A 26,422-nucleotide genomic window follows, 5' to 3' on the forward strand; every position below is an offset into this window, starting at 1 on the left:
ACGAGAGCGGGGACGTCCCCGGCTGGGTGCTCGTGACGCTGATGACGGCGGGCCTCGTCGTCCTCATCTGGGCCGTAGCCGGCCCCGCCCTGGTCAATCTGTTCAACGATGCGCTCTCCCGCGTCTCCGGTCTCGGCTGACCCGAGGGCGGAGCGCGGGTCGAGCCCGGTCGAGTTTGTGCTCGTCGGCGCCCTGCTGACGGCCCTCACGCTGGCGGTCCTCCAGCTCGCCCTCGCGATCTACGTGCGCAACGTCGTGCACGACGCCGCCGTCGAGGGAGCTCACCGGGCCGCGCTCGCCGACGCCTCGCCGTCCGAGGGTGCGGAGCGCACGGCCGAGATCATCGGCAGGGCGATCGGGCCACGATTCGCTGAAGAGGTGAGCGCGGGGGAGAGCCGCGTGCTCGGGCATCCGACGGCGGTCGTCCGCGTGCGCACGACGCTCCCGGTGATCGGGCTGCTCGGGATCCCGTTCGGATGGGAGGTGGAGGCGCATGCGCCGATGGAGTCGTTCGAGGACGGCTGAGGTCTTCGCGCAGGACGAGGGGTCCGCGGCGCTCGAGTTCATCGTGACCGGGATCCTGTTGCTCGTGCCTCTCGTCTACCTGGTGATCTCGCTCGGCGTCGTGCAGGAGCAGACGCTCGGCGCCGAGGCCGCCGCGCGCCATGCGGCACGCGCCATGGCGCAGGCCCCGGATGCCCGCACGGCGACGGCGCGCGCTGACGCCGTGCTCCGCAGCGTGAGGGAGGAGTACGGCATGGACGAGCTCGACGTCTCGCTCTCCTGCGTACCTGCGGGGGACTGCCCGCGATCGGGGGCGACGCTGATCGTCACCGTGCGGGCGACCGCCGCGCTGCCCCTGGTCCCCTCCCTGGCCGGGATCGATCGCCTCACCGCGGTCCCGATCGAGGCATCGGCGGCGCAGCGGGTCTCGCGGCAGTGGGGCGGCGGATGACCGGCCCGCGCGGGCGCCCTCGGTGGCGGGATGACGAGGGCAGCATCCTGCCCCTGTTACTGGGATATGCGCTGCTCGTCGTCGCCGTGCTCTTCGTCTGCGCCTGCGCCACCGACCTCTACATCGCGCAGAAGCGCCTCGACGCCCTCGCCGATGCGGCCGCGCTCGCCGGCGCCGATGGATTCGTGCTGGTCGCGGACGGCGACGGTGCGCGGGCCGCGCTGACGGAGGCCGGCGTTCGTGCGCAGGCGACCGCGCTCCTCGAGGCGCTCCCGGGCGACGCGCTCCTCGTCGAGGCGACCACCGCCGACGGCGTGACCGCCCGGGTGACCGTCGGCGGCGAATGGCATCCGCCGCTCGTGTCGATGTTCGTGCCCGACGGGGTGCCGCTCCGGGCGACCGCGACCAGCCGCACGGCGCTGCGGTGAACGACGACCGCGGTCAGCTCCCGGGCGAGGTGCGCGGCACGAAACGCGGGATCCAGCGGATGAAGCCGGCCGCGCCGATGAGTCCGATGAGACCCATCGCGCCGGCGGCGAACGACAGGGAGCTCACCGCTGTCACCGCCCACACGAGCACGGGGGCCACCGCGCCGCCGGCGTCGGTGAGCGTGCGCCAGGATCCGAGGTACGCCGCCGGATCGTTCGCCGGGGCGGTGTCGGCGCCGAGCGTGAGCAGGATGCCGCTGGACAGCCCGTTTCCCACGCCGAGCACGGCGGCGAGCATCCCGAACCACATCGTCGCGGCGTCCAGTTCGTGGGTGAACGAGAGGGCCAGGAAACCGAGCCCCATCAGCACCATCGCGGGCATCGCCGCCCAGAGCCGTCCGAAGCGGTCCATCACCTGCCCACTGGCGTAGAACAGGGCGAAGTCGATGGCGCCCGAGACGCCCACCACCAGTGCGATGTTCTGCGCGTCGAGGCCGATCGACACGCCCCACAGCGGCAGCACCACCTGCCGTGCCGACCGCACAGCCGACAGCGCCGCCGCCGCGAGCCCGAGGCGGCCGAGCACCCCGCGGTTCTCCCAGAGGGTGCGGAACACCCCGGCCTGTGCCTGGCGGAGCGCCCCGGTCGGGATGGACCCGGTCACCGGCTCCCCGGAGTCCTCGCTCAGGTCACCGCGGAAGGCTGGCAGCGGGGCCACCGTCTTCTCGGGATCGGGGCCGAAGGTGACGAGCGCGACCATCGCCGCGAGGCAGACGAGGAAGAACCACAGCGAGGCCTGTTCGGTGCCGAAGACCGCGAGCAGGCCCGCCGTCACGAACGGCCCGATGAACACGCCGAGACGGAAGCTGCCGCCCAGCAGCGACAGCGCCCTGGCGCGGAACTCGATCGGCACGCGCGTGGTCATGAAGGCGTGACGCGCGAGGCCGAAGGCCGCCGCGCAGAAACCGAGCACGAACACCGAGAGCGTGAAGCCCCACAGCGCCGGGGAGACGAGCAGCCCCACCGCGGCGGCCATCGAGATCAGCCCGGCGATGACCATGGTCCAGCGCTCGCCGAAGCGCGCCACCGCCCACCCGGCAGGGATGTTGCCGCACAGCTGACCGACCACGAGGGCGGACGACACGAGCGCCGCGAATGCGACGTCCGCGCCGAGCTGCGAGGCGATGATCGGCACGAGCGGAATCACCGCGCCCTCTCCGAGGGAGAACAGCAGGGTGGGGGCGTACACCATCGGGCCGAACTGCTTGAGGACGCTGCTCGCGGTGCTTGTCACCCTCGCCACGCTACTCCGGCCGAAGGGTCATGCCGATCCGCGCGATGGCGGAGCGCGGAGGACGGTAGGCTTGTCCCGCCATGCTCGAACTCGATCTCTCTGCCGACATCCAGGCCCTGCGACTCACCTTCGGCGACATCCGCGAGGTCGTCGACGTGTCGAGGCTGCGTGAGGACATCGCCCGCCTCAGCGAGGAGGCCGGCGCTCCCGACCTGTGGGACGACACCGAACGCGCCCAGAAGGTGACCAGCGCCCTCAGCCACCGACAGTCGGAGCTCGCCCGCATCGAAGGCATCGCCCGGCGCCTCGACGATCTCGAAGTGCTCGTCGAGCTCGCCAACGAGATGGGCGATGAGGACTCCGCGCACGAGGCGAGGAACGAGCTCGCACAGCTCACCGAGACCATCAACCAGCTCGAGGTGCAGACGCTCCTCGACGGCGAGTACGACGAGCGGGCCGCGATCATCACGATCCGCTCCGGCGCCGGCGGCGATGACGCCACCGACTTCGCCGAGATGCTCATGCGCATGTACCTGCGCTGGGCGGAGCAGCACAAGTATCCCGTCAAGGTGATGGACACCTCCTACGCGGAGGGCGCCGGCATCAAGTCGACCACGTTCGAGATCGACGCGCCGTACGCATTCGGCACCCTCTCCGTCGAGGCGGGCACCCACCGCCTCGCCCGCATCAGTCCCTTCGGGTCGGCAGACAAGCGGCAGACCTCCTTCGCCGCTGTCGAGGTCATCCCGCTGATGGAGGAGGCCACCGAGGTCGAGATCCCGGAGAACGACATCCGCGTCGACGTGTTCCGGTCGTCCGGTCCGGGCGGGCAGTCGGTGAACACGACCGACTCGGCCGTGCGCATCACGCACCTCCCCACCGGCATCGTCGTGTCGATGCAGAACGAGAAGTCGCAGATCCAGAACCGCGCCGCCGCCATGCGCGTGCTGCAGACCCGCCTGCTGCTGCTGCAGAAGGAGGAGGAGGCTGCGAAGAAGAAGGAGCTGGCCGGCAACATCACGGCGAGCTGGGGCGACCAGATGCGGTCGTACTTCCTCTACGGGCAGCAGCTGGTCAAGGACCTGCGCACCGGCTTCGAGTCGGGGAACCCCGCCGCGGTCTTCGACGGCGACCTCGACGGCTTCATCTCGGCGGGCATCCGCTGGCGCAAGCGCAAGGACGACGACGACTGATCCTCGTGAGAGGGGAAGGGCCCGGGAGCGATGCTCCCGGGCCCTTCCCCTCTCACCCCTCGCGGGGCGGTTCGCTCAATTCGTGCATTCCTGGATGGCATCCCGGGTCGTCTGCTGGACCTTCGCCATCTCCGAGTCGTAGATGTCCTTGCCGCCGGCGATCGTCTGCAGCGACTCGTCGCTCACGTCCGAGTCGTAGAAGAACTGGCCGATGCAGGCGGACACCGTGGGGTCGTCGTACTGGGTGAAGCCGGCGTCGTGCATGACGATGAGGAATCCGGCCGCGATCTCGTCGGGGGAGGGGCGGCCGGCGCTCTCACCGTCCGGGGACGGGTCAGGGGACGGCTCCTCGGCGATCTGGGAAGAGCTCGGCATGGGATCCGGCTTCGCGTTGTCGATCGCGTGGCTCGTGACCGTGATGCCGAGCCAGATGAGACCGATGACCGCCGAGATGAATGCGCCGATCACCGCCAGGATGATGCCGACGATGCCCGGCCACTTCGCGCCCTTCATGAACAGCGCGATGACGGACAGCACCAGGCCCGCGAACAGCAGGCCCCAGCCGAACATCATCACCACGGGCGGGATGCAGCCGAGGATGAGGCCGAGCGCGGAGACGCCGAGGGCGATCCAGCCGATCACCGAGGGGGACTTCTTCTCCGGGGCGGGAGCCCCGTAGCCGGTGCCGTACTGGGGTGCGCCGTACTGGGGAGCGCCGTATTGGGGAGCCCCGTACTGGGGGGCCCCGTATCCCGGGGCGTTCGCGTCGGCGGGCGGGGCATAGGCGGACCCGCCGTACGCCGGGGCGGCGTATGCCGAGGAATCGGTGCCCGGAGCGGCGTAGGGCGATGACTCCGGCGCCGCGGGAGCCTCCGGAACCGGGGGTGCGGATGCCTCCGGAGCCGCGTATCCGGCAGTCTCCGCGTATCCGGGTGTCTCAGAGGCCGGCGTCTCCGGGGCGGCGATGTCTGCCGCCGGAATGCCCGCCGCCGTGGCATCCGCCGAGGGGATGTCCGGCGTGGAGACGTCTGCCACCGGGACGGCGGCGGGGACGTCGGCAGCGGAGATGTCGGCCGGGGGGACGTCGGCGACGGCCGCATCCCCGGAGGGAACATCGGCCGCGGGGGCGTCGGGGGTGCCGTCCACGGGCGCGGACGACGTCTCCGGCGTCGGTTCCGCGGTCTCCGCGGGTGTCTGCTCGGAGGGAGCCTCCGGAGCGAAGTGCTCGGTCCACTGGGAGCCGTCCCACCACCGCTGGCGTCCGGATCCGTCGTCGTACCATCCTGCTGGCGTGCTCATTCTGCCCCCTCTTCATCGCGCGGTGACGCGGTCTTCGTGCGGCGCGGTCTGCGCCTTCCTGTTCTAGCAGACCATGATGACGTGCGGGAGTCGGGGGTGTCGCTCGCGCTCCTGGCCGGACGCCCGCTTAGGCTCGGTACGCCATGATCCGGTTCGAGAACGTCACCAAGCACTATCGGGGCACGAAGAGGCCCGCCCTGTCGGAGGTCGACTTCGAGGTCGAGCGCGGCGAGTTCGTGTTCCTCGTCGGCGCCTCGGGCTCCGGCAAGTCCACCTGCCTGCGTCTCATCCTGCGCGAGGAGGTGCCGACCACCGGCCGCGTCGCGGTGCTGGGTCGCGACCTCCGCGGGCTCGCGAACCGGAAGGTGCCCTACTTCCGCCGCAAGATCGGCTCGGTGTTCCAGGACTTCCGGCTCCTGTCGACCAAGACGGTCCATCAGAACGTCGCCTTCTCCCTCCAGGTGATCGGCTCCTCCCGCGGGTTCATCCAGCAGGCGGTGCCGGAGGCCCTCGCCCTCGTGGGGCTCCAGGGCAAGGAGAAGCGCATGCCCCATGAGCTGTCCGGCGGTGAGCAGCAGCGCGTGGCGATCGCCCGTGCGCTCGTGAACCGTCCGCAGATCCTGCTCGCCGACGAGCCCACCGGAAACCTCGACCCCGCCACCTCGGTCGGCATCATGCAGCTGCTCGCCCGGATCAACGCCGGCGGCACCACGGTGGTGATGGCGACCCACGAGGCCGGCTTCGTCGACCAGATGCAGCGTCGCGTGATCGAGTTGCGCGACGGCGTCATGGTGCGCGACGAAACCGGCGGCGGCTACGGCGACACCTCGAACATCCCGCGCCTCGCCCCCGAGGAGATCCGCGGCGCGGCCGCCACGGCGGCGCTGACCGCCGTGCAGGAGGTGCAGCGGCAGACCGAGGAGGAACCCGTCGTCGCGCCCGAGACCCCGCCGCCCGCGCCGGCCCCCGTATCGCCCGCGACTCCGCAGAGCTCGGCTCCCGCCGAGCCCGCGGCGGCGGACGCCGCCCCCGTCGGTGCGCCCCGCACGCATCCGATCGTGCTGCCGGAGGTGGAGGTCGCCGAACTGGGCGTCGCCGACCGGCTGGGACTGACGGGTGCGGACGACGAGGAAGTGGGGCCGACCGAATGAATCCCGGACTCATCCTCCTCGAGGCGCTGAGCGGCCTGCGCCGCAACCTGTCGATGGTCATCTCCGTCGTGCTCGTCACCTTCGTCTCGCTGACCTTCGTCGGCGCGGCGATCCTCATGCAGGTGCAGATCAGCACGATGAAGTCGTTCTGGGGCGAGCGCGCCGAGGTCACGGTGTACATGTGCTCCCCGCTGTCGACGTCCAAGAACTGCCTCTCCGGCGCCGCGACGCCCGAGCAGGTCGAGAAGGTCAAGAGCGAGCTGGAGGGCGACGCCCTCGCGCCCCTGATCAGCTCGGTGACCCACGACTCCAAGGAGGACACCTTCAAGCAGTGGGTCGCGCAGTTCGGCGAGGACCAGGCGAACGCCTTCGGCGTGGACAACATGGCCGAGGCGTTCCGGGTGACCATGAAGGACCCGCAGCGGTCGGACGTGCTCACCGAGGCGTTCTCGGGTCAGGCGGGCGTGGACGAGGTGAAGGATCAGCGGAAGCTGCTCGATCCGCTGTTCTCCGCGCTCACCGTGGCGACCTACATCGCGGTCGGCGTCGCCGCCCTCATGCTCATCGCCGCCGTGCTGCTGATCGCGACGACGATCAGATTGTCCGCCTATGCGCGGCGCAAGGAGATCGGCATCATGCGGCTCGTCGGCGCCTCGAACAGAGCGATCCAGACGCCGTTCGTGCTCGAGGGCGTCTTCGCCGCCTTCATCGGCTCTCTCCTCGCGGGCGCCGCGATCCTCGTCGGCGTGAAGTTCGGTGTCGAGGGCTATCTCGCCGAGCGCGTCCCCTTCATGCGGCCGCTGGTCGGGATGCAGGAGGCGGCGTTCGTCGTCCCCGTGCTCATCGTGATCGGCGTGGTGCTGGCAGCCCTCTCGGCGGGCTTCGCGATCCGGCGGTGGCTGCGCACCTGAGCCCTGCGTCATCCGGAACGGTCGGATCGCCTATATGCTGGAGGGCTGGTCCGTCGTCAGGAGAAGAACATGCCCAGGGAACGCGGTGAGAAGATCATCGCGACCAACCGTCGCGCGCGTCACGACTTCAACATCGAGAAGTCGTACGAGGCAGGCCTCGTGCTCACCGGCACGGAGGTCAAGTCGCTGCGCCAGGGTCGCGCGAACCTGACCGACGGCTACGCGTTCATCAAGGGCAACGAGGCGTTCCTCGACGCGGTGCACATCCCCGAGTACTCCCAGGGGCACTGGACCAACCACTCGGCGAAGCGCGTGCGCAAGCTGCTCCTGCACCGCGAGGAGATCCTCAAGCTCCAGCACGCGGTGTCGGCCGGCGGATACACGATCGTCCCGCTGCGGCTCTATTTCTCGGACGGCCGCGCCAAGGTCGAGATCGCCCTGGCCAAGGGCAAGCGCGAGTTCGACAAGCGGCAGACCCTCCGTGAGCGGCAGGACACCCGCGAGGCCGAGCGCGCGATGCGGACGCGCAACCGGATGGGCGAGTAGCCCGACCCGGTCAGGCGGGGTCGAACCCGAACGCGCCGCTGAGGAAGGCCAGCTCGGTCGTCAGCGCGGAGATCAGCGTCTCCGCCCGGCGGAAGCCATGCCCCTCGCCCTGGTAGAGCACGTACTCGTGCGGGACGCCCCGTGCGGCCAGCGCATCGCGAATGGCCTCGGACTGGCTGGGCGGCACCACGCGGTCGTCCGCGCCCTGCAGCAGGAGGACCGGCACGTCGATCCTGTCCGCATGCGTGAGCGGCGAGCGGTCGATGTACACCTGCTCGGCCTCGGGAAGAGGGCCGACGAGCCCGTCGGTGTAGTGCTTCTCGAAGTCGTGCGTGTCGGCGGCCAGCATCCGCAGGTCTGCGACGCCGTAGCGGCTGATCCCCGCAGCGAACGCGCCACCGCGGACGAGCGCGGAGAGCACCGTCCACCCGCCCGCCGAGCCCCCGCGGATCGCGATGCGACGGGGATCGGCGACGCCCGATGCGGCGAGACCCCGGGCCGCGGCGATGACGTCGTCGACGTCCACCACCCCCCATTCGCCGTCCAGACGCTCGCGGTACTCCCGGCCGTAGCCCGTCGAACCGCCGTAGTTCACGTCGAGCACGCCGATTCCGCGCGTGGTCCAGAACGCGTAGGCCGTCGAAGCGGCCCCGGTGACGTGAGAGGTGGGCCCACCGTGCACCATCACGATGTACGGCGGCAGCTCGCCTGCAGGCGCCTGTGCGTCGGGGTTGGCGGGCGGATAGTCGTAGGCGTGCACCGGGCCGTGCGGGCCCTCGAACACGACCTGCCGGGCGATCGGCGTCCAGGCCTCGTCGATGCGCGCTCCGCCGCGGACCGTCCGCACCTCGCCGGAATCCACGTCGACGCACCACAGGCCGCGGCCGGACGAGGCCCCGGCGCCGGAGACGAGCACGCGGGAACCGGAGACGTCGTCGATGCTCGCCTCGCCGGTGACCGGGACACCCAGACCCCGCACCGATCCGTCCCGTTCGACGACGACGATCTCGTCGGTCCCGTTCGTCCGGATCGCGACGAGGCGGCCGTCCGCGAGCGGACGGTACCAGCGGTTGCCGAGCACCCACAGCCCTCCGCCCGTGTCGGCGTCGGCGGGGGCGACCGCCTCGCGCCCGCGCACGTCCAGGCCGTCGAGGCGGAGACGCTGCAGGTTCCACCGGTCGTCCGGATCGTCGAGGAACAGCAGCTCGTCGTCCGAGATCCACTCCGGCTGGAGTGCGGCGCGGGTGTCGATCTCCGCGAACGCATCGCCGTCGACCGGGATCACCCGCAGCCGGGCGCTCTGCCAGGGCATCAGACGTCCGTTCCACTCGACGAATGCGATCCGGGTGCCGTCGGGTGAGGACACCGGGTGGGCGAAGAACGCCGAGCCAGAGATGAACACCCGTACCGCCGCCTCGTCGTCCGCCGCGGAGCCGTCGAGGGGGATCTCCACGATCGCGCGCAGGTGGGGGGTTGTGCGAAGGTCCTCGCACACGGCGAGGAGACGGCCGCACCGCAGCTCGAGGCCGCCGTACCGGGGGCCCTCCGCGGTGAGCGACACCGGCTCGCCGCCGCGCGGGAGGCGGTACACCCGCTGGTCGGCCGCGTCGACGAAGTAGAGCGTGCCCACGGCGTCCGCCGTCCAGGATCCGCCGCCGTACTCGTGCACTCGCGACCGGGCGTTCCACGGCGCCGGCAGCAGGGTGGCCCCCGAGGAGCTCCGCACGGTCAGCCGGCCGCCCTCGGCGGGCACCGACTCGCCCCACCAGATCTCGTCGCCGACGAACCGGGCGCCGTCGATCCGGGGCGTGGCGGCGCTCACCGCCGCCGCGTCGAAGGGAGTGGGCCAGGAACCGTGCGGAGCGAGCATGCCTCGACCCTATCCGGCAAGTGCGCCGCCCCGTTTCGTCATATGACGTCACACACCGTGACGGGGCGTCACACACGATGCGCGGCGCACGGCGCGCGTTCTAGCGTGTGGGAACCCGATGCACCGCCAGAACGCAGGACCGAGGAGGACCATGCCCCGCGTGCCCTTCTCCTTCGAGCTCTATCCGCCGCGCACCGCGGCCAACGCCGAGGCGCTCCACGAGACCATCCAGCACCTCGCCGCCGCGGGGCCCGACTTCCTGTCGGTGACCTACGGCGCGGGCGGGTCGACGGGCGGTCGCTCGCTGGAGGTGCTGAAGTACATCCGCACCCGCACCGGGGTCGAGCCCCTGGCACACCTCACCTGTGTGGGGAACACCTATTCCGGGGCCGCCCGGCTGATCCGGGAGTTCCTGGATGCGGGCATCCTCAGCTTCCTGGCGCTGCGCGGCGACCCCCCGGCGGGCCATGCCGAGGGCGAGCCCTTCCTCGGCGATCTGGAGAGCTCGGCGCAGCTCGTGCAGCTCATCGACCGGGTGCAGGCCGAGCGCGCCCCCTACGAGGAGTCGCCGGTGCCGGGCCACCCCGGGGCCATCCGCGTCGCGCCCCGGCGCAACGTCCGCATCGCGGTCGCGGCATTCCCGAACGGGCATCCGCGGTCGGCGTACAGCACCCAGCACGTCGAGGCCCTGCTGGCGAAGCAGGCGGCCGGCGCGACCTTCGCCATCACCCAGCTCTTCTTCCACCCCGACCACTACCTGGCGTTCGTCGAGCGCGCACGGCGTGCGGGCGTGACCATCCCGATCCTGCCCGGGATCATGCCGATCACCTCGCCCGCTCGCCTCGCGCGGGTGCTCGAGCTCACGGGGGAGGAGCTCCCCGGCGAGCTCGTCGTGGCGCTCGAGGTCGAGCCGACCGCCGAGGGGCGCCGGCAGATCGGCGTCGAGTGGGCGGCCCGGCTGGCCGCGGACGTGGTCGCCGGCGGCGCTCCGGGCGTGCACCTCTACGCGTTCAACCAGCACGACACCGTGCTCGACGTGCTCGCGGCGGCGGACATCCTGCCGCAGCTGCAGCACTCGGCACCTTCGAAAGGAACACCATGACCGCTTTCCCGGCCGGAACCATCCTGGGCTATCCCCGCATCGGGCGTCGCCGCGAGCTGAAGAAGGCGGTCGAGTCGTTCTGGGCGGGCCGCATCACCGAGGAGGAGCTCGAGCAGACCGCCGCCGAGCTCCGCACCGCCACCCGCGACCGCCTCGCGGAGCGGGGGCTCGGACGCGACGACTCCGCCATCCCCGAGTCGTTCTCCTTCTACGACCAGGTGCTCGACGCCGCGGTGGCGGTCGGCGCGATCCCGCAGCGGTTCGAGCACCTGCGCGCGGAGGACGGCTCGATCGGACTTCCGGCGTACTTCACGATCGCCCGCGGCGAGGGCGACCTCGCACCGCTGGAGATGACCAAGTGGTTCGACTCGAACTACCACTACCTGGTGCCCGAGATCGGCCCGGAGACCCGCTTCTCGCTCTCCGACGACCGCCGTGTGCGCGAGGTGGCCGAGGCCGCCGCGGCCGGGCTGCGCACCCGTCCCGTGCTGGTCGGCCCGGTGACGCTGCTCGCCCTCGCCAAGGCTTCCGACGACGCCCCTGAGGGCTTCGACCCGCTGTCCCGGCTCGACGACCTGCTTCCGGTCTACGCCGAGCTGCTGGCGCGCCTGAAGGCCGCCGGCGCCGAGTGGGTGCAGCTCGACGAGCCGGCGCTGGTCAGCGAGTCCCTTCCCGCGAGCACGGCGGAGCTCGGTGCCGCGGCGCAGCGGGCCTACGCGCTGCTCGGCGGGCGGCAGGACCGTCCGGCGATCTTCGTCGCCGCGCCCTACGCCGCCCTCGACGCGAACCTCGCGGTCCTCGCGGGGGCCCCGATCGAGGCGATCGGGCTCGACCTCGTGCGGGGCGACGTGCCGGCGCGCGTGCCCGGCCTCGCCGGGAAGACGCTCGTCGGCGGTGTGGTCGACGGCCACAACATCTGGCGCGGAGACCTCGACGGTGCCTTCGCGCGGCTCGAGGCGCTGCGTGGTCTCGGCGCGGCAGCCGTCGCCGCCTCGACCTCGACGTCGCTGCTGCACGTGCCGCACGACGTCGAGGACGAGAGGGCACTCGACCCGCGGTTGGTCTCCTGGCTCGCGTTCGCCGACCAGAAGACCTCGCAGGTCGTGACCCTCGCTCGTGGTCTCGTCGATGGGCGCGGGGCGATCGCCGACGAGCTCGATGCCGCGACGGCGGCGCTCGCCGACCGCAGCTCGGCACCGGGGGTGCGCGACGGTGCCGTCCGCGCCCGAGCGCTGGTCGAGGGGGACTTCTCCCGCGCGTCGTACGAGGATCGCGAGGCCGCGCAGGAGGCCCTGAACCTCCCCGCCCTGCCGCTGACGACGATCGGGTCGTTCCCCCAGACCGGCGACATCCGTCGCGCCCGCGCCCAGTTCCTGCGCGGGGAACTGCCGCAGGACGACTACGAGGCCTTCATCAAGGCCGAGATCGAGCGGGTCGTGTCGCTGCAGGAGGACCTCGGCCTCGACGTGCTCGTGCACGGAGAGCCGGAGCGCAACGACATGGTGCAGTACTTCGCCGAGCACCTCGACGGCTTCGCCGTGACGGAGCACGGCTGGGTGCAGTCCTACGGGTCGCGCGCCACCCGTCCGTCGATCCTCTGGGGCGACGTCTCGCGACCGGCGCCGATCACCGTGTCGTGGGCCTCGTTCGCGCAGTCGCTGTCCGCCAAGCCGGTCAAGGGCATGCTCACCGGCCCGGTGACGATCCTCGCCTGGTCGTTCGTCCGCGACGATCAGCCCCTGAGTGAGACCGCCGACCAGGTCGCCCTCGCGCTGCGCGATGAGATCGCCGACCTGGAGGATGCCGGCATCGCGATCATCCAGGTCGATGAGCCCGCGCTGCGCGAGCTGCTGCCGCTGAAGAACGCGGACCAGCCGGCCTACCTCGACTGGTCGGTGCGCTCGTTCCGCCTGGCGACCGGCGGCGCGGCCTCGGGCACACAGGTGCACACGCACCTCTGTTACTCGGAGTTCGGCGTGGTGATCGACGCGATCCGCGCTCTGGACGCCGACGTCACCTCGATCGAGGCGGCCCGCAGCCGCATGGAGGTCGTCGGGGACATCGCCGCGTCGGGCTTCGACCACGGCGTGGGTCCCGGCGTGTATGACATCCACTCGCCGCGCGTCCCCGGCGTCGACGAGATCGCCGCCCTGCTGCGGCGCGCGACCGACGAGCTGCCGCTGCGCCGTCTCTGGGTCAACCCGGACTGCGGTCTGAAGACCCGCGGATACGACGAGACCGTCGCCTCGCTGCGCAACATCGTGGAGGCGACCCACCGCGTGCGCGAGGACGTCGCGGCCGCGGTCTGACATCGCGGAGGAGGCCCTCCCGGTTCTCGGGAGGGCCTCCTCCGCGTCGGTGCCCTTCGCGGGCGGGGTGTCCGATCCGCGGACGGCGGTCCCGCGTGGCGGACGATGTCAGGTTTCGCGGACAGTGTCACGTTTCCCGGACGGATCTGTCCGGATGGTCCGTGATCCGGGACAGGGGCTGCGGATCGGGCGGGTTGCCGTACGGGGCGTCCCGTTTCCTGGACGGTGTCCCGTTTCCCGGGCGGTGTCCGGTTTCCCGGGCGGTGTCCGGTTTCCCGGACGGTGTCCCGTATCCCTGATGCATCTGTTCGGACTGTCAGGGATTCGGGACCAGCTCTGTGGATCGGGCGGGCGCCGGGCACGTGCAGCGTCCCGTCTCGCGGACGATGTTACGTTTCGCGGACAGATGTGCGCGGATGGTCCGGGATACGGGACATGGTCTGTGGGTCGGGCGGGTGGCCGGTACGGGCATGGCCCGTGTGGCGGATGGTTTTCCGCTTGGCGAGTGGTGTCCCGTTTCGCCGATGAATCTGTCTGGGCGGTCCGGGACTCGGGGCATGATCTGCGGTCCGGGCTGAGGTCCTGCTCGGTAGCGGCTCCGTCTTTCTCGGATGCTCTCCCGCGGCGGACGATGTCACGTTCGCGGACGGATCTGTCCGGATGATCCGGGATCCGGGACAGGGTCTGTGGATCGGACGGGTGGCCGGTCTCACGGGGCGTCCCGTTTCCCGGACGGTGTCCCGTTTCCCGGATGGTGTCCCGGTTCCCGGGCGGTGTCCCGTTTCCCGGATGGTGTTCCGTTTCCCGGATGGATCTGTTCGGGCTGTCAGGGATTCGGGACCAGGTCTGTGGATCGGGCCGGGCCGGGCCGGGCGCGCGCAGTGTCCCGTTTCCCGGACGGTGTCCCGTTTCCCGGACGGATCCGTCTGAACAGACCGGGATCCGGGACAGGGGCTGCCGGCCGACCGACCCGGCGGCCCGGCCGGGCGCGACCCGACCAGGAGCCGCCCCCGGGGCCGTGCGTCTCAGACCGCGCGGAGCACGGCGACGATCTTGCCGAGCACGACGGCGTCGTCGCCGAGGATCGGCTCGAAGGAGGAGTTGCGCGGGAGGAGCCAGGTGTGCCCATCGCGCTGGCGGAAGGTCTTCACCGTCGCCTCGCCGTCGAGCATCGCCGCGACGATCTCCCCGTTCTCCGCCGTGTGCTGCGACCGCACGACCACCCAGTCGCCGTCGCAGATCGCGGCGTCGATCATCGACTCGCCGTTGACCTTGAGCATGAACAGGTCGCCCTTGCCGACGAGCTGACGCGGCAGCGGGAAGATCTCCTCGACCTGCTGCTCGGCCGTGATCGGCACACCGGCGGCGATCTGCCCGACGAGCGGCACGAGCGCCGCGTCGCCGACCGGGGGAGCGGCGTCTGCCGGGTTCTCGGTGCTCGCGCCGGGGAGGTCGATGAGCACCTCCATGGCCCGGGTCTTGCCGGGGTCGCGGCGGAGGTAGCCGCTGAGCTCGAGCTGGCCGAGCTGGTGGGTCACGCTCGAGAGCGACTTGAGCCCGACGGCGTCGCCGATCTCGCGCATGCTCGGCGGATAGCCGTGCGTGGCGATCGAGGCCTGGATGACTTCGAGGATCGCCATCTGCTTGGGGCTGAGGCTCTTGCGCCGACGGGTGCGCGGCGCCTCGGATGCCGGGGTCATATCGCTCATCGGTGCTCCTTCGTGCCTCGGATCGCGGACGCCCGATTCGAATGTCGGTGGTCCGTGATGGGGTATCGCTATCGAAACCGTATCCGAGAACACGGCCGAATCGGAAGATTCGTTCGAGCGTGTCGGCCCGTCCGGGGAGGCGGAATTCGAAGAACGCTTGACAAGTGTTCGATATCGAAGATAAGTTCGGAACAGAGCTTCGCATCCGTCACTCCCGGCCGAGGGGCGGATGCGAAAGCTCGAACATCCCGGGTTCGTCCCGGGCCGTGAATGAGGAGCACAGCATGAGCACCATCGGCATCGCGCACCAGGCCCCGCGTCTCTCGTCGGGCGTCGTCTTCGGCTCCGCGCCTCGCCAGACCCGGCTGCGGATCACCGCACGGGGTCGCCGAGTGCTGCTGACCCTCGCCGCCGTGCCCCTCGCGATCGGGATCGGCTTCGCAGGGATCGCCGGCGGATCGGCGATCGCCTCCGGCGAGCACAGCGCGGCGGTGGACTTCCAGACCGTCACGGTCCTCCCGGGGGACACCCTGTGGTCGATCGCCGGAAAGGTCGCGCCTCAGGCAGACCGCCGGGACGTGGTCGACGCGATCGGGCGGCTGAACAACTTGCAGGGTGCCGACCTGATGGTCGGGCAGAAGATCGCGATCCCCTCGCGTTACACGGACTGAGCGGGTCGCCACGCGGTTCTAGCATGGAAGCGTGACCTCTCTCGACGAACTGCCCCTCCGCGATGATCTGCGCGGACTGACTCCGTACGGCGCGCCACAGGCGCCCCTTCCGGTCGCGTTGAACGTCAACGAGAACACCCATCCGGTTCCGGAGGGCGTCGCCCGCGACATCCTCGACGACATCTCCGTCGCGCTGCGTGAGGTCAACCGCTACCCCGACCGTGAGTTCACCGCACTGCGCGAAGGGTTCGCCCGGTATCTCGGGCACGGCCTCGACCGTGATCAGATCTGGGCGGGCAACGGCTCCAACGAGGTGCTGCAGCACATCCTGCAGGCGTTCGCGGGTCCTGGTCGTACGGCCTTCGGGTTCGGCCCGACCTATTCCATGTACCCGTTGCTGAGCCAGGGCACCGGTGCGCGATGGGTCGCGGGGGCGAGGGGCGACGACTACCGGATCAGCGCGGCCTCGGCCGCCGAGCAGGTGGCCCGGGCCGATCCCGACGTGGTGATCCTCTGTGCGCCGAACAATCCGACGGGAACCCCGCTGGGACTCGATGTCGTGGAGGCCGTGTACGACGCGGCCCGCGGCGTGGTGATCGTCGACGAGGCATATCAGGAGTTCGCCCCGCGCACCGCGCCGTCGGCGCTGACCCTGCTGCCGGGTCGCCCGCGGCTCGCGATCTCGCGCACGATGAGCAAGGCGTTCGCGTTCGCCGGCGCGCGCGTGGGCTATCTCGCCGCCGATCCCGCCTTCATCGATGCGCTGCGCCTGGTGCGCCTGCCGTACCACCTCAGCGCCCTCACCCAGGCGGCCGCGACGGCGGCACTGCGGAACTCCGGCACCATGCTGCAGATGGTCGACGAGATCGTCGTGCAGCGCGACCGGATGTCGGCTGCGCTGAGCGGGCTCGGCTACCTGCCGCACGAGTCCTGGTCCAACTTCGTGCTGTTCGGCGGGGTCTCCGACCCTCGAGGCGTCTGGCAGGCGCTCTACGATCGCGGCGTGCTCATCCGCGACGTCGGCATCCCGGATCACCTCCGGGTGACCGCCGGCACCGAGAGCGAGACCACTGCGTTCCTCGACGCCCTCGCCTCGGTAGGATCGGCAGCATGAGCGCCCCGAGCCCCCGCACCGCCCGACGCAGCCGCAGCACCTCGGAGTCGACCGTCGAGCTCGAGCTGAACCTCGACGGCAGCGGACGCAGCAGCGTCGACACCTCGGTGCCGTTCTTCGACCACATGCTGACCGCCTTCGCGAAGCACTCTCTCACCGACCTCACCGTCCGGGCCTCCGGTGACACCCACATCGACGCGCACCACACGGTGGAGGACGTCTCGATCGTGCTCGGAGACGCGATCCGCGAGGCGCTCGGCGACAAGGCGGGGATCTCCCGCTACGGCGATGCGCTCGTGCCGCTCGACGAGGCGCTGGCGCAGGCGGTCGTGGACATCTCCGGACGTCCGTACCTCGTGCACGACGGCGAGCCCGCGGGCTTCGAGCACCACCTGATCGGCGGACACTTCACCGGGGCTCTCGTGCGGCACTCCTTCGAGGCCGTCACCTTCCACGCCGGCATGACGGTGCACGTCCGCGTACTCGGCGGACGCGATCCGCACCACATCGCCGAGGCGGAGTACAAGGCGTTCGCGCGTGCCTTCCGCCAGGCGAAGTCCCTCGATCCTCTGATCGAGGGCGTGCCCTCCACCAAGGGCGCGCTGTGAGCCGCACCCCGAAGGTCGCCGTCTTCGACTACGAGTCCGGCAACGTCCACTCGGCGGTCAAGGCCCTCGCGGCGGCCGGTGCCGACGTCGAGCTCACCGGCGACCGCGATGCGGCCCTCGAGGCCGACGGGCTCGTGGTCCCGGGCGTCGGCGCCTTCGCGGCGGTCCGCGACGCGCTGTTCGCACACGGCGGCGACGAGATCGTGGAGCGTCGCCTCGCCGGAGGGCGGCCGGTGCTGGGCATCTGCGTCGGGATGCAGGTGATGTTCGCACGCGGTGTGGAACGCGGACGCGACGTCGAAGGGCTCGGCGAGTGGCCGGGCGCCGTCACCGAGCTGGAGTCGCCGGTGCTGCCCCACATGGGCTGGAACACCGTCGAGCCCGGGGAGGGATCGGTGCTGTTCCGCGGTGTCGAGGAGGAGCGCTTCTACTTCGTGCACTCCTTCGCGGCCAAGACGTGGGAGCTCGACGTGCAGCCTCCGTTCCCGCAGCCGGCACTCACCTGGGCGACCTACGGCGAGCCGTTCCTCGCCGCCGTGGAGAACGGACCGCTGTCGGCGACCCAGTTCCATCCCGAGAAGTCCGGTGACGCGGGCATCCGGCTCCTGCGCAACTGGGTGTCCTCCCTGTCGTAGCAGGGTTTTGCCCGCCCATGAACTGGGACTAGTCTCAGTTCTCGTGCCCGGCCACGGGCGTCCGAACAACCTCCGAACAAGGACGAGATGAACGACTTCGCCTCCACGCCTGCTCTGATCCTGCTGCCCGCGGTCGATGTCGCCGGAGGCAAGGCGGTGCGACTGACCCAGGGCGAGGCCGGCACCGAGACCAGTTACGGCGACCCGATCGACGCGGCGGGGGAGTGGGTCGACCAGGGTGCCAAGTGGATCCACCTCGTCGACCTCGACGCCGCCTTCGGCCGTGGGAGCAACGCACCGATCCTGCGCAAGGTCATCAAGCAGTACCGGGGGGTGAACGTCGAGCTGTCCGGCGGCATCCGCGACGATGCCAGCCTCGAGGCGGCGCTCGAGTCGGGCGCGAGCCGGATCAACCTCGGCACCGCCGCGCTGGAGAACCCGGAGTGGGCCGCCGACGTCATCGCGCGGTACGGCGAGGCCGTCGCGGTCGGACTCGACGTGCGCGGCACGACGCTCGCGGCGCGGGGCTGGACCAAGGACGGCGGCGACCTCTGGGAGGTGCTGGAGCGCCTCGAGGCCGCCGGCTGCAGCCGTTATGTCGTCACCGACGTGACCAAGGACGGCACGCTGCGCGGCCCGAACATCGAACTGCTGCGGGAGATGACCCAGCGCACGCCGAAGCCCGTGATCGCCTCGGGCGGCGTGTCCAACCTCGACGACATCGCCGCGCTGCGCGAGCTGGTGCCGCTGGGCGTCGAGGGGGCGATCGTGGGCAAGGCCCTCTACGCCGGAGCCTTCACGCTGGCCGAGGCGCTGGACGTCGCAGGGGACTGACCTCATGTCGCAGGGCACGGACGACGCCTGCGGCCACGGCGCCGGAGGGCACGCGGACCATGGACACGGCCCGAACGCCGGGGACTCCGCCGGGGTCCCGTGGGCCGGACGCAGCTTCGAGGCCAATCCGCACGCCGCCGACGACGGCTCGGCCGACCCCGCGCTGCTCGACGCCCTCTTGCGGTTCCGCGCCGGACAGGGCTCGCAGGTCGATGTCGTGGATGCGTTCCGCTCCGCGCGCGTGCTGATCCCGTTGATCGCCGAGAAGGGGGACGAGGGGGTGGGGCCGTCGGGGCTCGCCGTCGACAAGACGCAGGAGCTCTCGATCGTGACCGTCGCCGCGCCGGACGGCCGACGCGTGCAGCCGGTGTTCTCCTCGGTCGAGACGATGTCGCGCTGGGACGCCGCGGCGCGTCCGATCCCGGTCGAGGCTGTGCGGGTCGCACTGTCGGCGTCGAGCGAGGAGACCGACCTCATCGTCCTCGATCCGGCATCCGACACCGAGTTCGTGCTCCGGCGTCCTGCCGTGTGGGCGGTGGCGCAGGCGCAGCGGTGGGAGCCCAGCTTCCTCTCGCCGGAGGTCTTCACCGCGCTGCGGGAGAGCATCGGGCAGGAACTGGCCGTCATCGACGTCTCCGTCGCGGCGGGGGATCCGGATGCGAGGATGCGCGGTCCCGAGCTGATCGTCACGCTCGAGCTCATCGACGGGCTCGACCGAGGGACGCTCGACGCGATCCTCGCCCGCCTGGCGCAGCGGTGGGCGTCCGACGACCGCATGGCCGTGCTCGTCGACTCCCTCACGGTGAAGCTCGCCCGCTCCGCCGCCTGAGGCGGGATCCGGGTCCTCCGCGGTCGTCCCGAGAAGACGGACGTGTTTCCGACGGCGGAACGGCGCACCGCGTAGGGTGCTGTCGTGCCCGCGACGATCGCCCTTCACTTCCATCCCGACTGGCCCTTCGCCGGAGGGACGGTCATGGAGGCGATCGCGGAATCGGGCCGCTACCGGTCGCAGTTCGAGACCGGCACCTCGAACGGCGGGCTGACCGCGCGGCCCGGAGGGGACAGGTGGCGTTGGGAGAGCCGGCTCTTCGACGGCCGCTACGACGGGGCGGTGTCGTCCGAGAGGCCGGTCTACGGGGCGCTGCACGAAGGCGGTCGCCACGGCCCGGCGCCGCGCTTCGGGTCGGCATACCTCCGGCTGCGGGCCGCTGTCGGCGACCGCGCGACCTTCTGCTATCCCGACTCGGTGTTCGAGCCCGACGGCGTCGTCGGTGCGGACGGAGTCGACGTGCTGACGGCGCGCATGCGGGCGGACGACCTCGATGCGCTCGACCGCTACGTCGAGGCGCATGTCCACGGAGGGCTCCTGCTGGCGGAGGACGTGGAGGCCGTCGTGCTCGACCCGTGCTTCCGCGACACCGCCGTCCACGCCGCGGCCGTACGAACCGGGCGCCCGGTGGATTTCCATCCCGGGTACCGCGTGGGCACCGCGGACCTGTCCCCGGACTACCGGGGGCCAGAGCCGTCGGCGCTGGCCCGGGCGCTGGGCGCCGAGCTCACGCCGGCCGTGATCGGGGAGGCGGCCCGCTCCGCCCAGCACGATCCGCAGACGCTGAAACGGGTCTGGCACCTGCTCGCGAGGTTCGGGCGTCTGCCCGAACCGGCGGGCCCTGCGATCAGTTGACGGGTCCGGTCCACTTCTCGCCCGGACCCTGGCCGATCGGGTCGGGGATGGACGACGCCTCGCGGAAGGCGAGCTGCAGCGAGCGGAGGCCGTCGCGCAGAGAGCGGGCGTGCATGTCGCTGATCTCCGGCGCGCCCGCCGTGATGAGTCCGGCGAGGGCGTTGATCAGCTTCCTGGCCTCGTCGAGGTCGAGCTGCGCACCGGGGTCGTCGGCGAGGCCCACCTTGACCGCGGCGGCGCTCATCAGATGCACGGCGGTGGTCGTGATCACCTCGACCGCGGGGACGTCGGCGATGTCGCGCGACGCAGAGGCCGCGGCATCCTCCTGCTGCGCCCAACGCTCATGGCGCTCATCGGCTGAGGGATCAGGAATCGTCACTTCGTGGTGCTTTCTGCTAGACTTCTGCGGGCTCCGGAGCGTCATGCTCCGGCACGAAAGAGGATTCATTCCCACCCGCGCTTGCCGTTCCAGGCTACCGGGTTCTGCACTCCGCCGGCCGCGTGCCGGTAGACAGGGTGCGAGGCCGGCAGTCTGTCTACGCCGGCGGGTGGGGCGACTCCGATTTCGCCCGGTGCGCAAGCAGCGCGCCGGTGGCCGAAACCCACGTATAAGGAGTTCCGCATCAGCGATCCCCGCACCAATGAGCGCATCCGCGTGCCCGAGGTCCGCCTCGTCGGCCCCGGAGGCGAGCAGATCGGCGTCGTCCGCATCGAGGCGGCGCTGCGCCTCGCGCAGGAGGCCGACCTCGACCTCGTCGAGGTGGCTCCCAACTCGAAGCCCCCCGTGGTCAAGATCATGGACTACGGGAAGTTCAAGTACGAGGCAGCCCAGAAGGCGAAGGAAGCACGCCGCAACCAGGCGAACACCATCCTCAAGGAGGTGCGCTTCCGCCTGAAGATCGAAGCCCACGACTACACGACCAAGCTCAAGCGCGCCGAGGGCTTCCTCAAGGCGGGCGACAAGGTCAAGGCGATGATCCTGTTCCGCGGCCGCGAGCAGTCGCGCCCCGAGCAGGGCGTGCGCCTGCTGAAGAAGTTCGCCGAGGACGTCGCCGAGTTCGGCACCGTCGAGTCGAACCCGACCATCGACGGTCGCAACATGGTGATGGTCGTCGCACCGCTGAAGAACAAGTCCGAGGCGAAGGCCGAGCAGAACGCCGTGCGTGCGGCGAACAAGCAGGCCGCTCGCGAGGCGCGCTCCGGTTCGCCGGCCGCCGAAGAGGACGCCGCCGCGGAGTGATCCGCCCCTAGTCTCCCGCCGTCGTCCCCCGACAGGGCGGGTACCCCACCAGCATCCGTACGGGTGCCACACGAAGGAAGAGAAGATGCCGAAGCAGAAGACCCATTCGGGTGCCAAGAAGCGCTTCAAGATCACCGGCAGCGGGAAGCTGAAGAAGCAGCAGGCGAACATGCGCCACAACCTCGAGCACAAGTCGAGCCGTCGCACCCGTCGCCTCAACCAGGACCAGGTGCTGTCGGCTGCCGACACCAAGGTCGCCAAGAAGCTCCTCGGCCGCTGACGCGCCCGATCGCACGATAGGAATACGAAAATGGCAAGAGTCAAGCGCGCCGTCAATGCGCACAAGAAGCGTCGGGTCATCCTCGAGCGCGCCTCGGGCTACCGCGGCCAGCGTTCGCGCCTCTACCGCAAGGCGAAGGAGCAGGTCACCCACTCGCTCGTCTACGCGTACCGCGACCGTCGCAAGCGCAAGGGCGACTTCCGTCGTCTGTGGATCCAGCGCATCAACGCTGCGGCCCGTCAGAACGGCATCACCTACAACCGCTTCATCCAGGGCCTCGGCCTGGCCGGCGTGCAGGTCGACCGCCGCATGCTCGCGGACCTCGCCGTGACCGACGCCGCCGCGTTCGCGACGCTCGTCGAGGTCGCCAAGAAGGCTCTGCCCTCGGACGTCAACGCTCCGAAGTCGGCCGCCTGATCGACGCACCGTGAACGGGCGCCTCCCTCCGGGAGGCGCCCGTTCCGCGTTTCCGGACATTCCGGGCCGGTCGGTGCCGGGAGCGGCCCGGCGTCTTCCCTAGACTGAGACCGTGCTGGAGAATCCTCGCTCGCCCCGGGTGCGCGCCGTCGCCAAGCTGACCAAGCGCAGCGCGCGCACCGAGACCGGTCTGTTCCTCCTCGAGGGCCCGCAGGCCGTGCGCGAAGCGCTCACCTACCGCCCCGAGGCGATCGTCGACCTCTTCGTCACCCCGACCAGCTGGGAGAAGCACTCCGACCTGCGCTCGATGTCGGCGGATGCCGGGGTGGTGCCCGAGTTCGTGTCGGAGAGCGTGCTCGCGGCGATGGCCGACACGGTCACCCCCCAGGGCCTCGTCGCCGTCGCACGGCAGACGCCGACCTCGGTCAAGGACATCTTCGCGGCGGAGCCGCGCCTCATCGCGATCTGCGAGGAGGTGCGCGACCCGGGCAATCTCGGCACGATCATCCGGGCCGCCGACGCCGCCGGAGCCGACGCCGTCGTGCTCACCGGCCGCACCGTGGACCCCTACAACCCGAAGGTCGTGCGGGCGACCACGGGTTCGCTGTTCCACCTGCCCGTCTCGGTCGGCGGCGAGCTCGCCGACGTCGTACGACGCGCCCACGAGGCGGGCATCCGAGTGCTCGCCGCCGATGTGAAGGGCGACGATCTGCTCGCCGCCCGGGCGGAGGGGATCCTCGCGGAGCCGACAGGATGGCTGTTCGGCAACGAGGCCCGCGGGCTGGCGGACGACGCGCTGCACCTGGCCGACCGCGTGCTCAAACTCCCGATCTTCGGACGCGCGGAGTCGCTGAACCTCGCCACGGCCGCCAGCGTCTGCCTCTACGAGAGCGCTTTCGCACAGCGCGCGTGAGCCCGATCACGCGGGCCCGCCGGCTCCGGCGAGCCTGCTGATAGCGTGGTCGTGCCGTCGTCACCGGGGAGGGACGGCACGAGAGGTCGGGTCAGGATGCGGATTCTGATAGTCGAGGACGACGACAGCGTCGCCGAGGCGCTGAGCGCGTTCCTGACCAGGGCCGGCTATGCGACGGCCCGCGCCGTGGACGGGGCCGAAGCCCTCGAGAAGCTCGGCTCCGACACCGAGGCCGTGCTGCTCGACCTCGGTCTCCCCGACATCGACGGCATCGACCTGTGCCGGCGCATCCGCACCCACAGCGGCGTGCCCATCATCATCGCCACGGCGCGGAGCCAGGTGCAGGAACGGATCCGCGGGTTGCGCGCCGGTGCCGACGACTTCGTCGTTAAGCCCTACGACGTGCGCGAGCTGGTGGCGCGGATCGAGGCGGTCACACGGCGGACCCACCCGTTGCACCCCACCCCGGGGGACCATGCCGCCGTGGACATCGACGGCGTGCGGATCGACCTGGTCGCCCGGCGCGTGCTCGTGGACGAGGAGCCGGTCGAGCTCACCCGCAAGGAGTTCGACATCGTCGCCGTGCTCGCCCGCTACCCGGGGGTGGCGGTGCCGAGAGACCGGCTGATCCGCGAGGTGTGGAACACCGACTGGCAGAGCTTCGGAAGGTCGCTGGAGGTGCACGTCGCCTCCTTGCGGAGGAAGATCGGCCGCGGCGACCTCATCGAGACCGTGCGCGGAGTCGGGTACCGGCTGATGGAGCGCTGATCCGTGCGCAAGCGCCTGATCATCGTCTTCCTGGTGCCGCTGCTCGCCGTGATCCTGCTGCTCGGCGGCGGGTTCGCCTGGAGCGCCGCGAGCAGCGTGCAGCAGCGCTTCTACGCGGATCAGCTCGGCGACCTCAGCTACTTCGTCACCAGCGCCCGGCAGGCGCTCCGCTCCGGGAACGCGGAGGTCTTCGACGGCGAGGTCCAGCGGTACCGGCAGCTCTACGGCACCCGCGTGATCGTGGTCGACCGCTCCGGGCGCCCCTGGGCTCCGAGCGGGGGAGACCCCGCGGTGCTCGACGACGACACCGAGGCGCAGGTCCGCCTCGCGCTCTCGGGACGACGCGGCGACCTCCCGCAGTCGGTGGTCCCCTGGCTCTTCACCGACCTCTCGCTCGTCGAGCCGGTCTTCGACGACGGCGACGTCATCGGCGCCGTGGTGATGACGTCGAGCGTCGACGTGCCGCGCGGGGAGATCGGCCGGCTGTGGGCGCTCATGGCGATCGTGGTGCTGCTGGCCCTGTCGATCGGCCTCTTCGTGGTCTTCCGGCTCGCCTCATGGGTGCTGCGCCCGGTGCGGCGCGTCGACCAGGCGATGGAGGCCGTGGAGAAGGGGGACATGGAGGCACGGATCGCCGACGACACCGGTCCGCCGGAGCTGCACCGCATGATCCTCATGTTCAACCGCATGGCCGACGAGATCGAGCGGGTGGTGTCGCGGCAACGGGAGTTCGCGCTGAACGCCTCGCACGAGCTGCGCAACCCCCTCGGCGCACTGCTGCTGCGGGTGGAGTACCTCGCCACCGGGCTGGACGAGGAGTGGGAGGAGGACATCGAGAAGGCGCGCGAGGAGGGCCGCCGGATGGCGAGGATCCTCGACACCCTGCTCGGCTTCGCCCGGGGAGGGCCCAGGGAGCACGACCTCGAGACGGTCGACCTCATGGCGCTCGCGCGACGGCGGGTGGACGCGTGGCGCGGCGTCGCGGCGAAGGAGGGCGTCTCCTTCCGCTTGCGCGGCCGGGCCCGCACCCTCAGTGCCACCGATGAGACGATCGTGGAGAGCGCGCTCGACGCCGTGATCGACAACGCGGTGAAGTTCTCTCCCGACGGCGGCGTGATCGAGGTGTCGGCGGAGCGGATCGACGACGACTGCCGGATCACGGTGCGCGACCACGGGCCGGGGCTGCCCGCCGACGAGCTGGAGCACGCCTCCGACCGCTTCTGGCGCAGCGGGCGCACCCAGAACGTCCCCGGCTCGGGCCTGGGCCTCGCGATCGCCACCGACCTGCTCAGCTCGATCGGCGGACGGCTGCAGGTCTCCTCGCCCGAGGGCGGGGGGCTGCAGGTCTCCCTGACGCTGCCGGGCGAGGTGCATCGATGAGGGCGGCCGTCCGCGCGCTCCTCGCCGCGCTCACCTCCGTCGCCGTGCTGCTCGGCGCGGCGGGATGCGCGCCGAGCGCGCCGTCCTGGGGCGGGAGGGCCGAGGTGATCGCCGGCGGCTTCACCACCGGCGTCTACTACGACTACGGACAACAGCTCGCCGGCGTGCTCTCCCGGGAGCTCCCCGCCGACGTGACGGTCGTCGAGACCGACGGATCGGTCGACAACCTCCTGCGGATCGGGGCGGGGACGGCGACCTTCGGCTTCGCGCAGAGCGACGCGGCCGCCGACGCGATCGCCGGGACCGGCGCCTTCGGCGAGCCGCTGCCGATCCGCGCCGTCGCCCGGCTCTACGACGAGTACGTCCACGTCGTGGTCCCCGCGGGGTCCGGCATCCGCTCGATCGCCGACCTCAAGGGTCGCCGGATCTCGCTGGGAGCGGCGAACTCCGGGGTCACGGTCGTCGCGCGTCGTGTGCTGGAGGCCGCACAGGTCCCGGAGGGATCGGTGGACGACGCCGCACTGGGTCTCGACGCCTCCCTCCGCGCGCTGAAGGACGGCGACGTGGACGCGTTCTTCTGGGTGGGCGGCCTGCCGACGCCCGGCATCGAGCAGCTGGCGAAGGAGTTCCCGATCCGGCTGTTGTCGATCGACTCCGCGGTGGTCGACCGGATCAACGCCGCGCACGATGGCGTGTACCGTCTCGCCGAGTTCCCGGTCGGGGCCTACGGTCGTGATGAGCCGACCGTCACCATGACGGTGCCGAACTACTTGGTGACCGCCGCGGACACTCCAGACGAGCTGGTGCGGGATGTCCTCGCCTCGCTGTTCTCGGCTCGGGCGGAGATCGCGAAGAAGGTCCCGGCGGCGGCCCTCCTCGACCGCAGACTGGCGATCTTCACGGATCCGATCGCGCTCCATCCGGGCGCCGAGGAGTACTACAGCGGCACCCGCCGGTGAGCGGCGGTGTGCGCCGGCCGCACACTCAAGAAACACTCAAGGCACGTGACGCGCCGTCCCGCACGTGCCTATCCTGAGGGCGTCAGTTGATTCGACGGAGAGTCATGATGCCCGCGCGACCCTGGTCGCGGGCACCGCCTCCGCGTATCGCA

Annotated in this window: 28 protein-coding genes; 23 read left to right on the forward strand and 5 right to left on the reverse strand. The window is 71.0% G+C overall.

Annotation, left to right across the window (positions count from 1 at the left end):
- The first annotated feature begins 108 nt into the window (after positions 1-108).
- The 3 genes from ABWO84_RS14435 to ABWO84_RS14445 are packed head-to-tail and all read left to right on the forward strand — an operon-like array spanning position 109 to position 1,383.
- Positions 109-525 carry a TadE/TadG family type IV pilus assembly protein gene (locus tag ABWO84_RS14435; protein WP_353115761.1) on the forward strand — a complete coding sequence of 139 codons (417 nt, stop codon included), beginning with the start codon at positions 109-111 and terminating at the stop codon, positions 523-525.
- Complete coding sequence (locus tag ABWO84_RS14440) at positions 494-955, forward strand: TadE family protein (protein ID WP_353115763.1); 462 nt, start codon at positions 494-496, stop codon at positions 953-955. The genes ABWO84_RS14435 and ABWO84_RS14440 overlap by 32 nt, the downstream gene beginning before the upstream one ends.
- Positions 952-1,383 carry a pilus assembly protein TadG-related protein gene (locus ABWO84_RS14445; RefSeq protein WP_353115765.1) on the forward strand — a complete coding sequence of 144 codons (432 nt, stop codon included), beginning with the start codon at positions 952-954 and terminating at the stop codon, positions 1,381-1,383. Before ABWO84_RS14440 ends, ABWO84_RS14445 begins: the two co-directional genes overlap by 4 nt.
- A gap of 13 nt (positions 1,384-1,396) precedes the next feature.
- On the opposite strand, the gene ABWO84_RS14450 is transcribed toward ABWO84_RS14445, so the two are convergent.
- Positions 1,397-2,635 carry an MFS transporter gene (locus tag ABWO84_RS14450; protein ID WP_353115839.1) on the reverse strand — a complete coding sequence of 413 codons (1,239 nt, stop codon included), beginning with the start codon at positions 2,633-2,635 and terminating at the stop codon, positions 1,397-1,399.
- A gap of 122 nt (positions 2,636-2,757) precedes the next feature.
- Between ABWO84_RS14450 and prfB the strand changes: the two genes are divergently transcribed.
- Positions 2,758-3,870, forward strand: a complete 1,113-nt coding sequence (gene prfB, locus ABWO84_RS14455) for a peptide chain release factor 2 (RefSeq protein WP_353115767.1) — start codon at positions 2,758-2,760, stop codon at positions 3,868-3,870.
- Positions 3,871-3,945: 75 nt separating this feature from the next.
- Here the strand turns inward: prfB and ABWO84_RS14460 are convergent, their stop codons facing one another.
- Positions 3,946-5,169: a DUF2510 domain-containing protein gene (locus tag ABWO84_RS14460; RefSeq protein ID WP_353115769.1), complete on the reverse strand. Its 1,224-nt coding sequence runs from the start codon at positions 5,167-5,169 to the stop codon at positions 3,946-3,948.
- Positions 5,170-5,312: 143 nt separating this feature from the next.
- On the opposite strand from ABWO84_RS14460, the gene ftsE reads away from it, so the two are divergent.
- The 3 genes from ftsE (at position 5,313) to smpB (ending at position 7,777) form a co-directional block, all read left to right on the forward strand.
- Positions 5,313-6,320 carry a cell division ATP-binding protein FtsE gene (ftsE, locus tag ABWO84_RS14465; protein WP_353115771.1) on the forward strand — a complete coding sequence of 336 codons (1,008 nt, stop codon included), beginning with the start codon at positions 5,313-5,315 and terminating at the stop codon, positions 6,318-6,320.
- The gene (ftsX, locus tag ABWO84_RS14470; protein ID WP_353115773.1) at positions 6,317-7,231 is read left to right on the forward strand and encodes a permease-like cell division protein FtsX; all 915 of its coding nucleotides are present in this window, start codon (positions 6,317-6,319) and stop codon (positions 7,229-7,231) included. Before ftsE ends, ftsX begins: the two co-directional genes overlap by 4 nt.
- Positions 7,232-7,300: 69 nt before the next feature.
- The gene (gene smpB, locus ABWO84_RS14475; RefSeq protein ID WP_353115775.1) at positions 7,301-7,777 is read left to right on the forward strand and encodes an SsrA-binding protein SmpB; all 477 of its coding nucleotides are present in this window, start codon (positions 7,301-7,303) and stop codon (positions 7,775-7,777) included.
- A gap of 10 nt (positions 7,778-7,787) precedes the next feature.
- Here the strand turns inward: smpB and ABWO84_RS14480 are convergent, their stop codons facing one another.
- The gene (locus ABWO84_RS14480) at positions 7,788-9,647 is read right to left on the reverse strand and encodes a S9 family peptidase (protein ID WP_353115777.1); all 1,860 of its coding nucleotides are present in this window, start codon (positions 9,645-9,647) and stop codon (positions 7,788-7,790) included.
- 151 nt (positions 9,648-9,798) lie between these two features.
- Here ABWO84_RS14480 and ABWO84_RS14485 point away from each other — a divergent pair, with 151 nt between their 5' ends.
- Positions 9,799-10,749: a methylenetetrahydrofolate reductase gene (locus ABWO84_RS14485; protein ID WP_353115779.1), complete on the forward strand. Its 951-nt coding sequence runs from the start codon at positions 9,799-9,801 to the stop codon at positions 10,747-10,749.
- Positions 10,746-13,058: a 5-methyltetrahydropteroyltriglutamate--homocysteine S-methyltransferase gene (gene metE, locus ABWO84_RS14490; protein ID WP_353115781.1), complete on the forward strand. Its 2,313-nt coding sequence runs from the start codon at positions 10,746-10,748 to the stop codon at positions 13,056-13,058. Before ABWO84_RS14485 ends, metE begins: the two co-directional genes overlap by 4 nt.
- Positions 13,059-14,083: 1,025 nt before the next feature.
- Here the strand turns inward: metE and lexA are convergent.
- Positions 14,084-14,758 (reverse strand): transcriptional repressor LexA, encoded by a 675-nt coding sequence (gene lexA, locus ABWO84_RS14495; RefSeq protein ID WP_353115841.1) that lies wholly within the window; start codon positions 14,756-14,758, stop codon positions 14,084-14,086.
- Positions 14,759-15,051: 293 nt separating this feature from the next.
- On the opposite strand from lexA, the gene ABWO84_RS14500 reads away from it, so the two are divergent.
- The 7 genes from ABWO84_RS14500 (at position 15,052) to ABWO84_RS14530 (ending at position 20,313) form a co-directional block, all read left to right on the forward strand.
- Complete coding sequence (locus ABWO84_RS14500) at positions 15,052-15,438, forward strand: LysM peptidoglycan-binding domain-containing protein (RefSeq protein ID WP_353115783.1); 387 nt, start codon at positions 15,052-15,054, stop codon at positions 15,436-15,438.
- 31 nt (positions 15,439-15,469) lie between these two features.
- A complete protein-coding gene (locus ABWO84_RS14505; protein WP_353115785.1) occupies positions 15,470-16,552 on the forward strand; it encodes a histidinol-phosphate transaminase in 1,083 nt (360 codons plus the stop codon).
- Positions 16,549-17,160, forward strand: coding sequence for an imidazoleglycerol-phosphate dehydratase HisB (gene hisB / locus ABWO84_RS14510; protein WP_353115787.1), 612 nt, complete (start codon positions 16,549-16,551; stop codon positions 17,158-17,160). The genes ABWO84_RS14505 and hisB overlap by 4 nt, the downstream gene beginning before the upstream one ends.
- A complete protein-coding gene (gene hisH, locus ABWO84_RS14515; protein WP_353115789.1) occupies positions 17,157-17,795 on the forward strand; it encodes an imidazole glycerol phosphate synthase subunit HisH in 639 nt (212 codons plus the stop codon). Before hisB ends, hisH begins: the two co-directional genes overlap by 4 nt.
- An 87-nt stretch (positions 17,796-17,882) precedes the next feature.
- The gene (gene priA, locus ABWO84_RS14520; RefSeq protein WP_353115791.1) at positions 17,883-18,629 is read left to right on the forward strand and encodes a bifunctional 1-(5-phosphoribosyl)-5-((5-phosphoribosylamino)methylideneamino)imidazole-4-carboxamide isomerase/phosphoribosylanthranilate isomerase PriA; all 747 of its coding nucleotides are present in this window, start codon (positions 17,883-17,885) and stop codon (positions 18,627-18,629) included.
- Between the two features lie 4 nt (positions 18,630-18,633).
- Positions 18,634-19,458: an SseB family protein gene (locus tag ABWO84_RS14525; RefSeq protein ID WP_353115793.1), complete on the forward strand. Its 825-nt coding sequence runs from the start codon at positions 18,634-18,636 to the stop codon at positions 19,456-19,458.
- A gap of 84 nt (positions 19,459-19,542) precedes the next feature.
- Positions 19,543-20,313, forward strand: coding sequence for a DUF3626 domain-containing protein (locus tag ABWO84_RS14530; RefSeq protein WP_353115795.1), 771 nt, complete (start codon positions 19,543-19,545; stop codon positions 20,311-20,313).
- Here ABWO84_RS14530 and ABWO84_RS14535 read toward each other — a convergent pair.
- The gene (locus ABWO84_RS14535; protein ID WP_502915423.1) at positions 20,306-20,686 is read right to left on the reverse strand and encodes a DUF1844 domain-containing protein; all 381 of its coding nucleotides are present in this window, start codon (positions 20,684-20,686) and stop codon (positions 20,306-20,308) included. The genes ABWO84_RS14530 and ABWO84_RS14535 overlap by 8 nt on opposite strands.
- Positions 20,687-20,962: 276 nt before the next feature.
- On the opposite strand from ABWO84_RS14535, the gene infC reads away from it, so the two are divergent.
- The 7 genes from infC to ABWO84_RS14570 all read left to right on the forward strand — a co-directional run bounded on the left by infC (position 20,963) and on the right by ABWO84_RS14570 (position 26,270).
- Positions 20,963-21,553, forward strand: a complete 591-nt coding sequence (infC, locus tag ABWO84_RS14540; RefSeq protein WP_502915424.1) for a translation initiation factor IF-3 — start codon at positions 20,963-20,965, stop codon at positions 21,551-21,553.
- A gap of 85 nt (positions 21,554-21,638) precedes the next feature.
- Positions 21,639-21,833: a 50S ribosomal protein L35 gene (gene rpmI, locus ABWO84_RS14545; RefSeq protein WP_353115799.1), complete on the forward strand. Its 195-nt coding sequence runs from the start codon at positions 21,639-21,641 to the stop codon at positions 21,831-21,833.
- Positions 21,834-21,863: 30 nt separating this feature from the next.
- Positions 21,864-22,250: a 50S ribosomal protein L20 gene (gene rplT, locus ABWO84_RS14550; protein WP_353115801.1), complete on the forward strand. Its 387-nt coding sequence runs from the start codon at positions 21,864-21,866 to the stop codon at positions 22,248-22,250.
- A 112-nt stretch (positions 22,251-22,362) separates the two neighbouring features.
- Positions 22,363-23,163: a TrmH family RNA methyltransferase gene (locus ABWO84_RS14555; protein WP_353115803.1), complete on the forward strand. Its 801-nt coding sequence runs from the start codon at positions 22,363-22,365 to the stop codon at positions 23,161-23,163.
- Between the two features lie 96 nt (positions 23,164-23,259).
- Positions 23,260-23,931 (forward strand): response regulator transcription factor, encoded by a 672-nt coding sequence (locus tag ABWO84_RS14560; protein WP_353115805.1) that lies wholly within the window; start codon positions 23,260-23,262, stop codon positions 23,929-23,931.
- A 3-nt stretch (positions 23,932-23,934) separates the two neighbouring features.
- A complete protein-coding gene (locus tag ABWO84_RS14565; protein ID WP_353115807.1) occupies positions 23,935-25,311 on the forward strand; it encodes a sensor histidine kinase in 1,377 nt (458 codons plus the stop codon).
- A complete protein-coding gene (locus tag ABWO84_RS14570) occupies positions 25,308-26,270 on the forward strand; it encodes a TAXI family TRAP transporter solute-binding subunit (protein ID WP_353115809.1) in 963 nt (320 codons plus the stop codon). The genes ABWO84_RS14565 and ABWO84_RS14570 overlap by 4 nt, the downstream gene beginning before the upstream one ends.
- Positions 26,271-26,422 lie beyond the last annotated feature (152 nt).

Source organism: Microbacterium sp. (assembly GCF_040394595.1).
GTDB lineage: Bacteria > Actinomycetota > Actinomycetes > Actinomycetales > Microbacteriaceae > Microbacterium.

What these genes read in the sequence shown, in the direction of transcription:
- ABWO84_RS14435 (WP_353115761.1), top strand. Translation starts at nt 109, where the DNA reads ATGCGCTCTCCCGCGTCTCCGGTCTCGGCTGACCCGAGGGCGGAGCGC.
- ABWO84_RS14440 (WP_353115763.1), top strand. Translation starts at nt 494, where the DNA reads ATGCGCCGATGGAGTCGTTCGAGGACGGCTGAGGTCTTCGCGCAGGAC.
- ABWO84_RS14445 (WP_353115765.1), top strand. Translation starts at nt 952, where the DNA reads ATGACCGGCCCGCGCGGGCGCCCTCGGTGGCGGGATGACGAGGGCAGC.
- ABWO84_RS14450 (WP_353115839.1), bottom strand. Translation starts at nt 2,635, where the DNA reads ATGGTGTACGCCCCCACCCTGCTGTTCTCCCTCGGAGAGGGCGCGGTG.
- prfB (WP_353115767.1), top strand. Translation starts at nt 2,758, where the DNA reads ATGCTCGAACTCGATCTCTCTGCCGACATCCAGGCCCTGCGACTCACC.
- ABWO84_RS14460 (WP_353115769.1), bottom strand. Translation starts at nt 5,169, where the DNA reads ATGAGCACGCCAGCAGGATGGTACGACGACGGATCCGGACGCCAGCGG.
- ftsE (WP_353115771.1), top strand. Translation starts at nt 5,313, where the DNA reads ATGATCCGGTTCGAGAACGTCACCAAGCACTATCGGGGCACGAAGAGG.
- ftsX (WP_353115773.1), top strand. Translation starts at nt 6,317, where the DNA reads ATGAATCCCGGACTCATCCTCCTCGAGGCGCTGAGCGGCCTGCGCCGC.
- smpB (WP_353115775.1), top strand. Translation starts at nt 7,301, where the DNA reads ATGCCCAGGGAACGCGGTGAGAAGATCATCGCGACCAACCGTCGCGCG.
- ABWO84_RS14480 (WP_353115777.1), bottom strand. Translation starts at nt 9,647, where the DNA reads ATGCTCGCTCCGCACGGTTCCTGGCCCACTCCCTTCGACGCGGCGGCG.
- ABWO84_RS14485 (WP_353115779.1), top strand. Translation starts at nt 9,799, where the DNA reads ATGCCCCGCGTGCCCTTCTCCTTCGAGCTCTATCCGCCGCGCACCGCG.
- metE (WP_353115781.1), top strand. Translation starts at nt 10,746, where the DNA reads ATGACCGCTTTCCCGGCCGGAACCATCCTGGGCTATCCCCGCATCGGG.
- lexA (WP_353115841.1), bottom strand. Translation starts at nt 14,758, where the DNA reads ATGACCCCGGCATCCGAGGCGCCGCGCACCCGTCGGCGCAAGAGCCTC.
- ABWO84_RS14500 (WP_353115783.1), top strand. Translation starts at nt 15,052, where the DNA reads ATGAGCACCATCGGCATCGCGCACCAGGCCCCGCGTCTCTCGTCGGGC.
- hisB (WP_353115787.1), top strand. Translation starts at nt 16,549, where the DNA reads ATGAGCGCCCCGAGCCCCCGCACCGCCCGACGCAGCCGCAGCACCTCG.
- priA (WP_353115791.1), top strand. Translation starts at nt 17,883, where the DNA reads ATGAACGACTTCGCCTCCACGCCTGCTCTGATCCTGCTGCCCGCGGTC.
- ABWO84_RS14525 (WP_353115793.1), top strand. Translation starts at nt 18,634, where the DNA reads ATGTCGCAGGGCACGGACGACGCCTGCGGCCACGGCGCCGGAGGGCAC.
- rpmI (WP_353115799.1), top strand. Translation starts at nt 21,639, where the DNA reads ATGCCGAAGCAGAAGACCCATTCGGGTGCCAAGAAGCGCTTCAAGATC.
- rplT (WP_353115801.1), top strand. Translation starts at nt 21,864, where the DNA reads ATGGCAAGAGTCAAGCGCGCCGTCAATGCGCACAAGAAGCGTCGGGTC.
- ABWO84_RS14560 (WP_353115805.1), top strand. Translation starts at nt 23,260, where the DNA reads ATGCGGATTCTGATAGTCGAGGACGACGACAGCGTCGCCGAGGCGCTG.
- ABWO84_RS14570 (WP_353115809.1), top strand. Translation starts at nt 25,308, where the DNA reads ATGAGGGCGGCCGTCCGCGCGCTCCTCGCCGCGCTCACCTCCGTCGCC.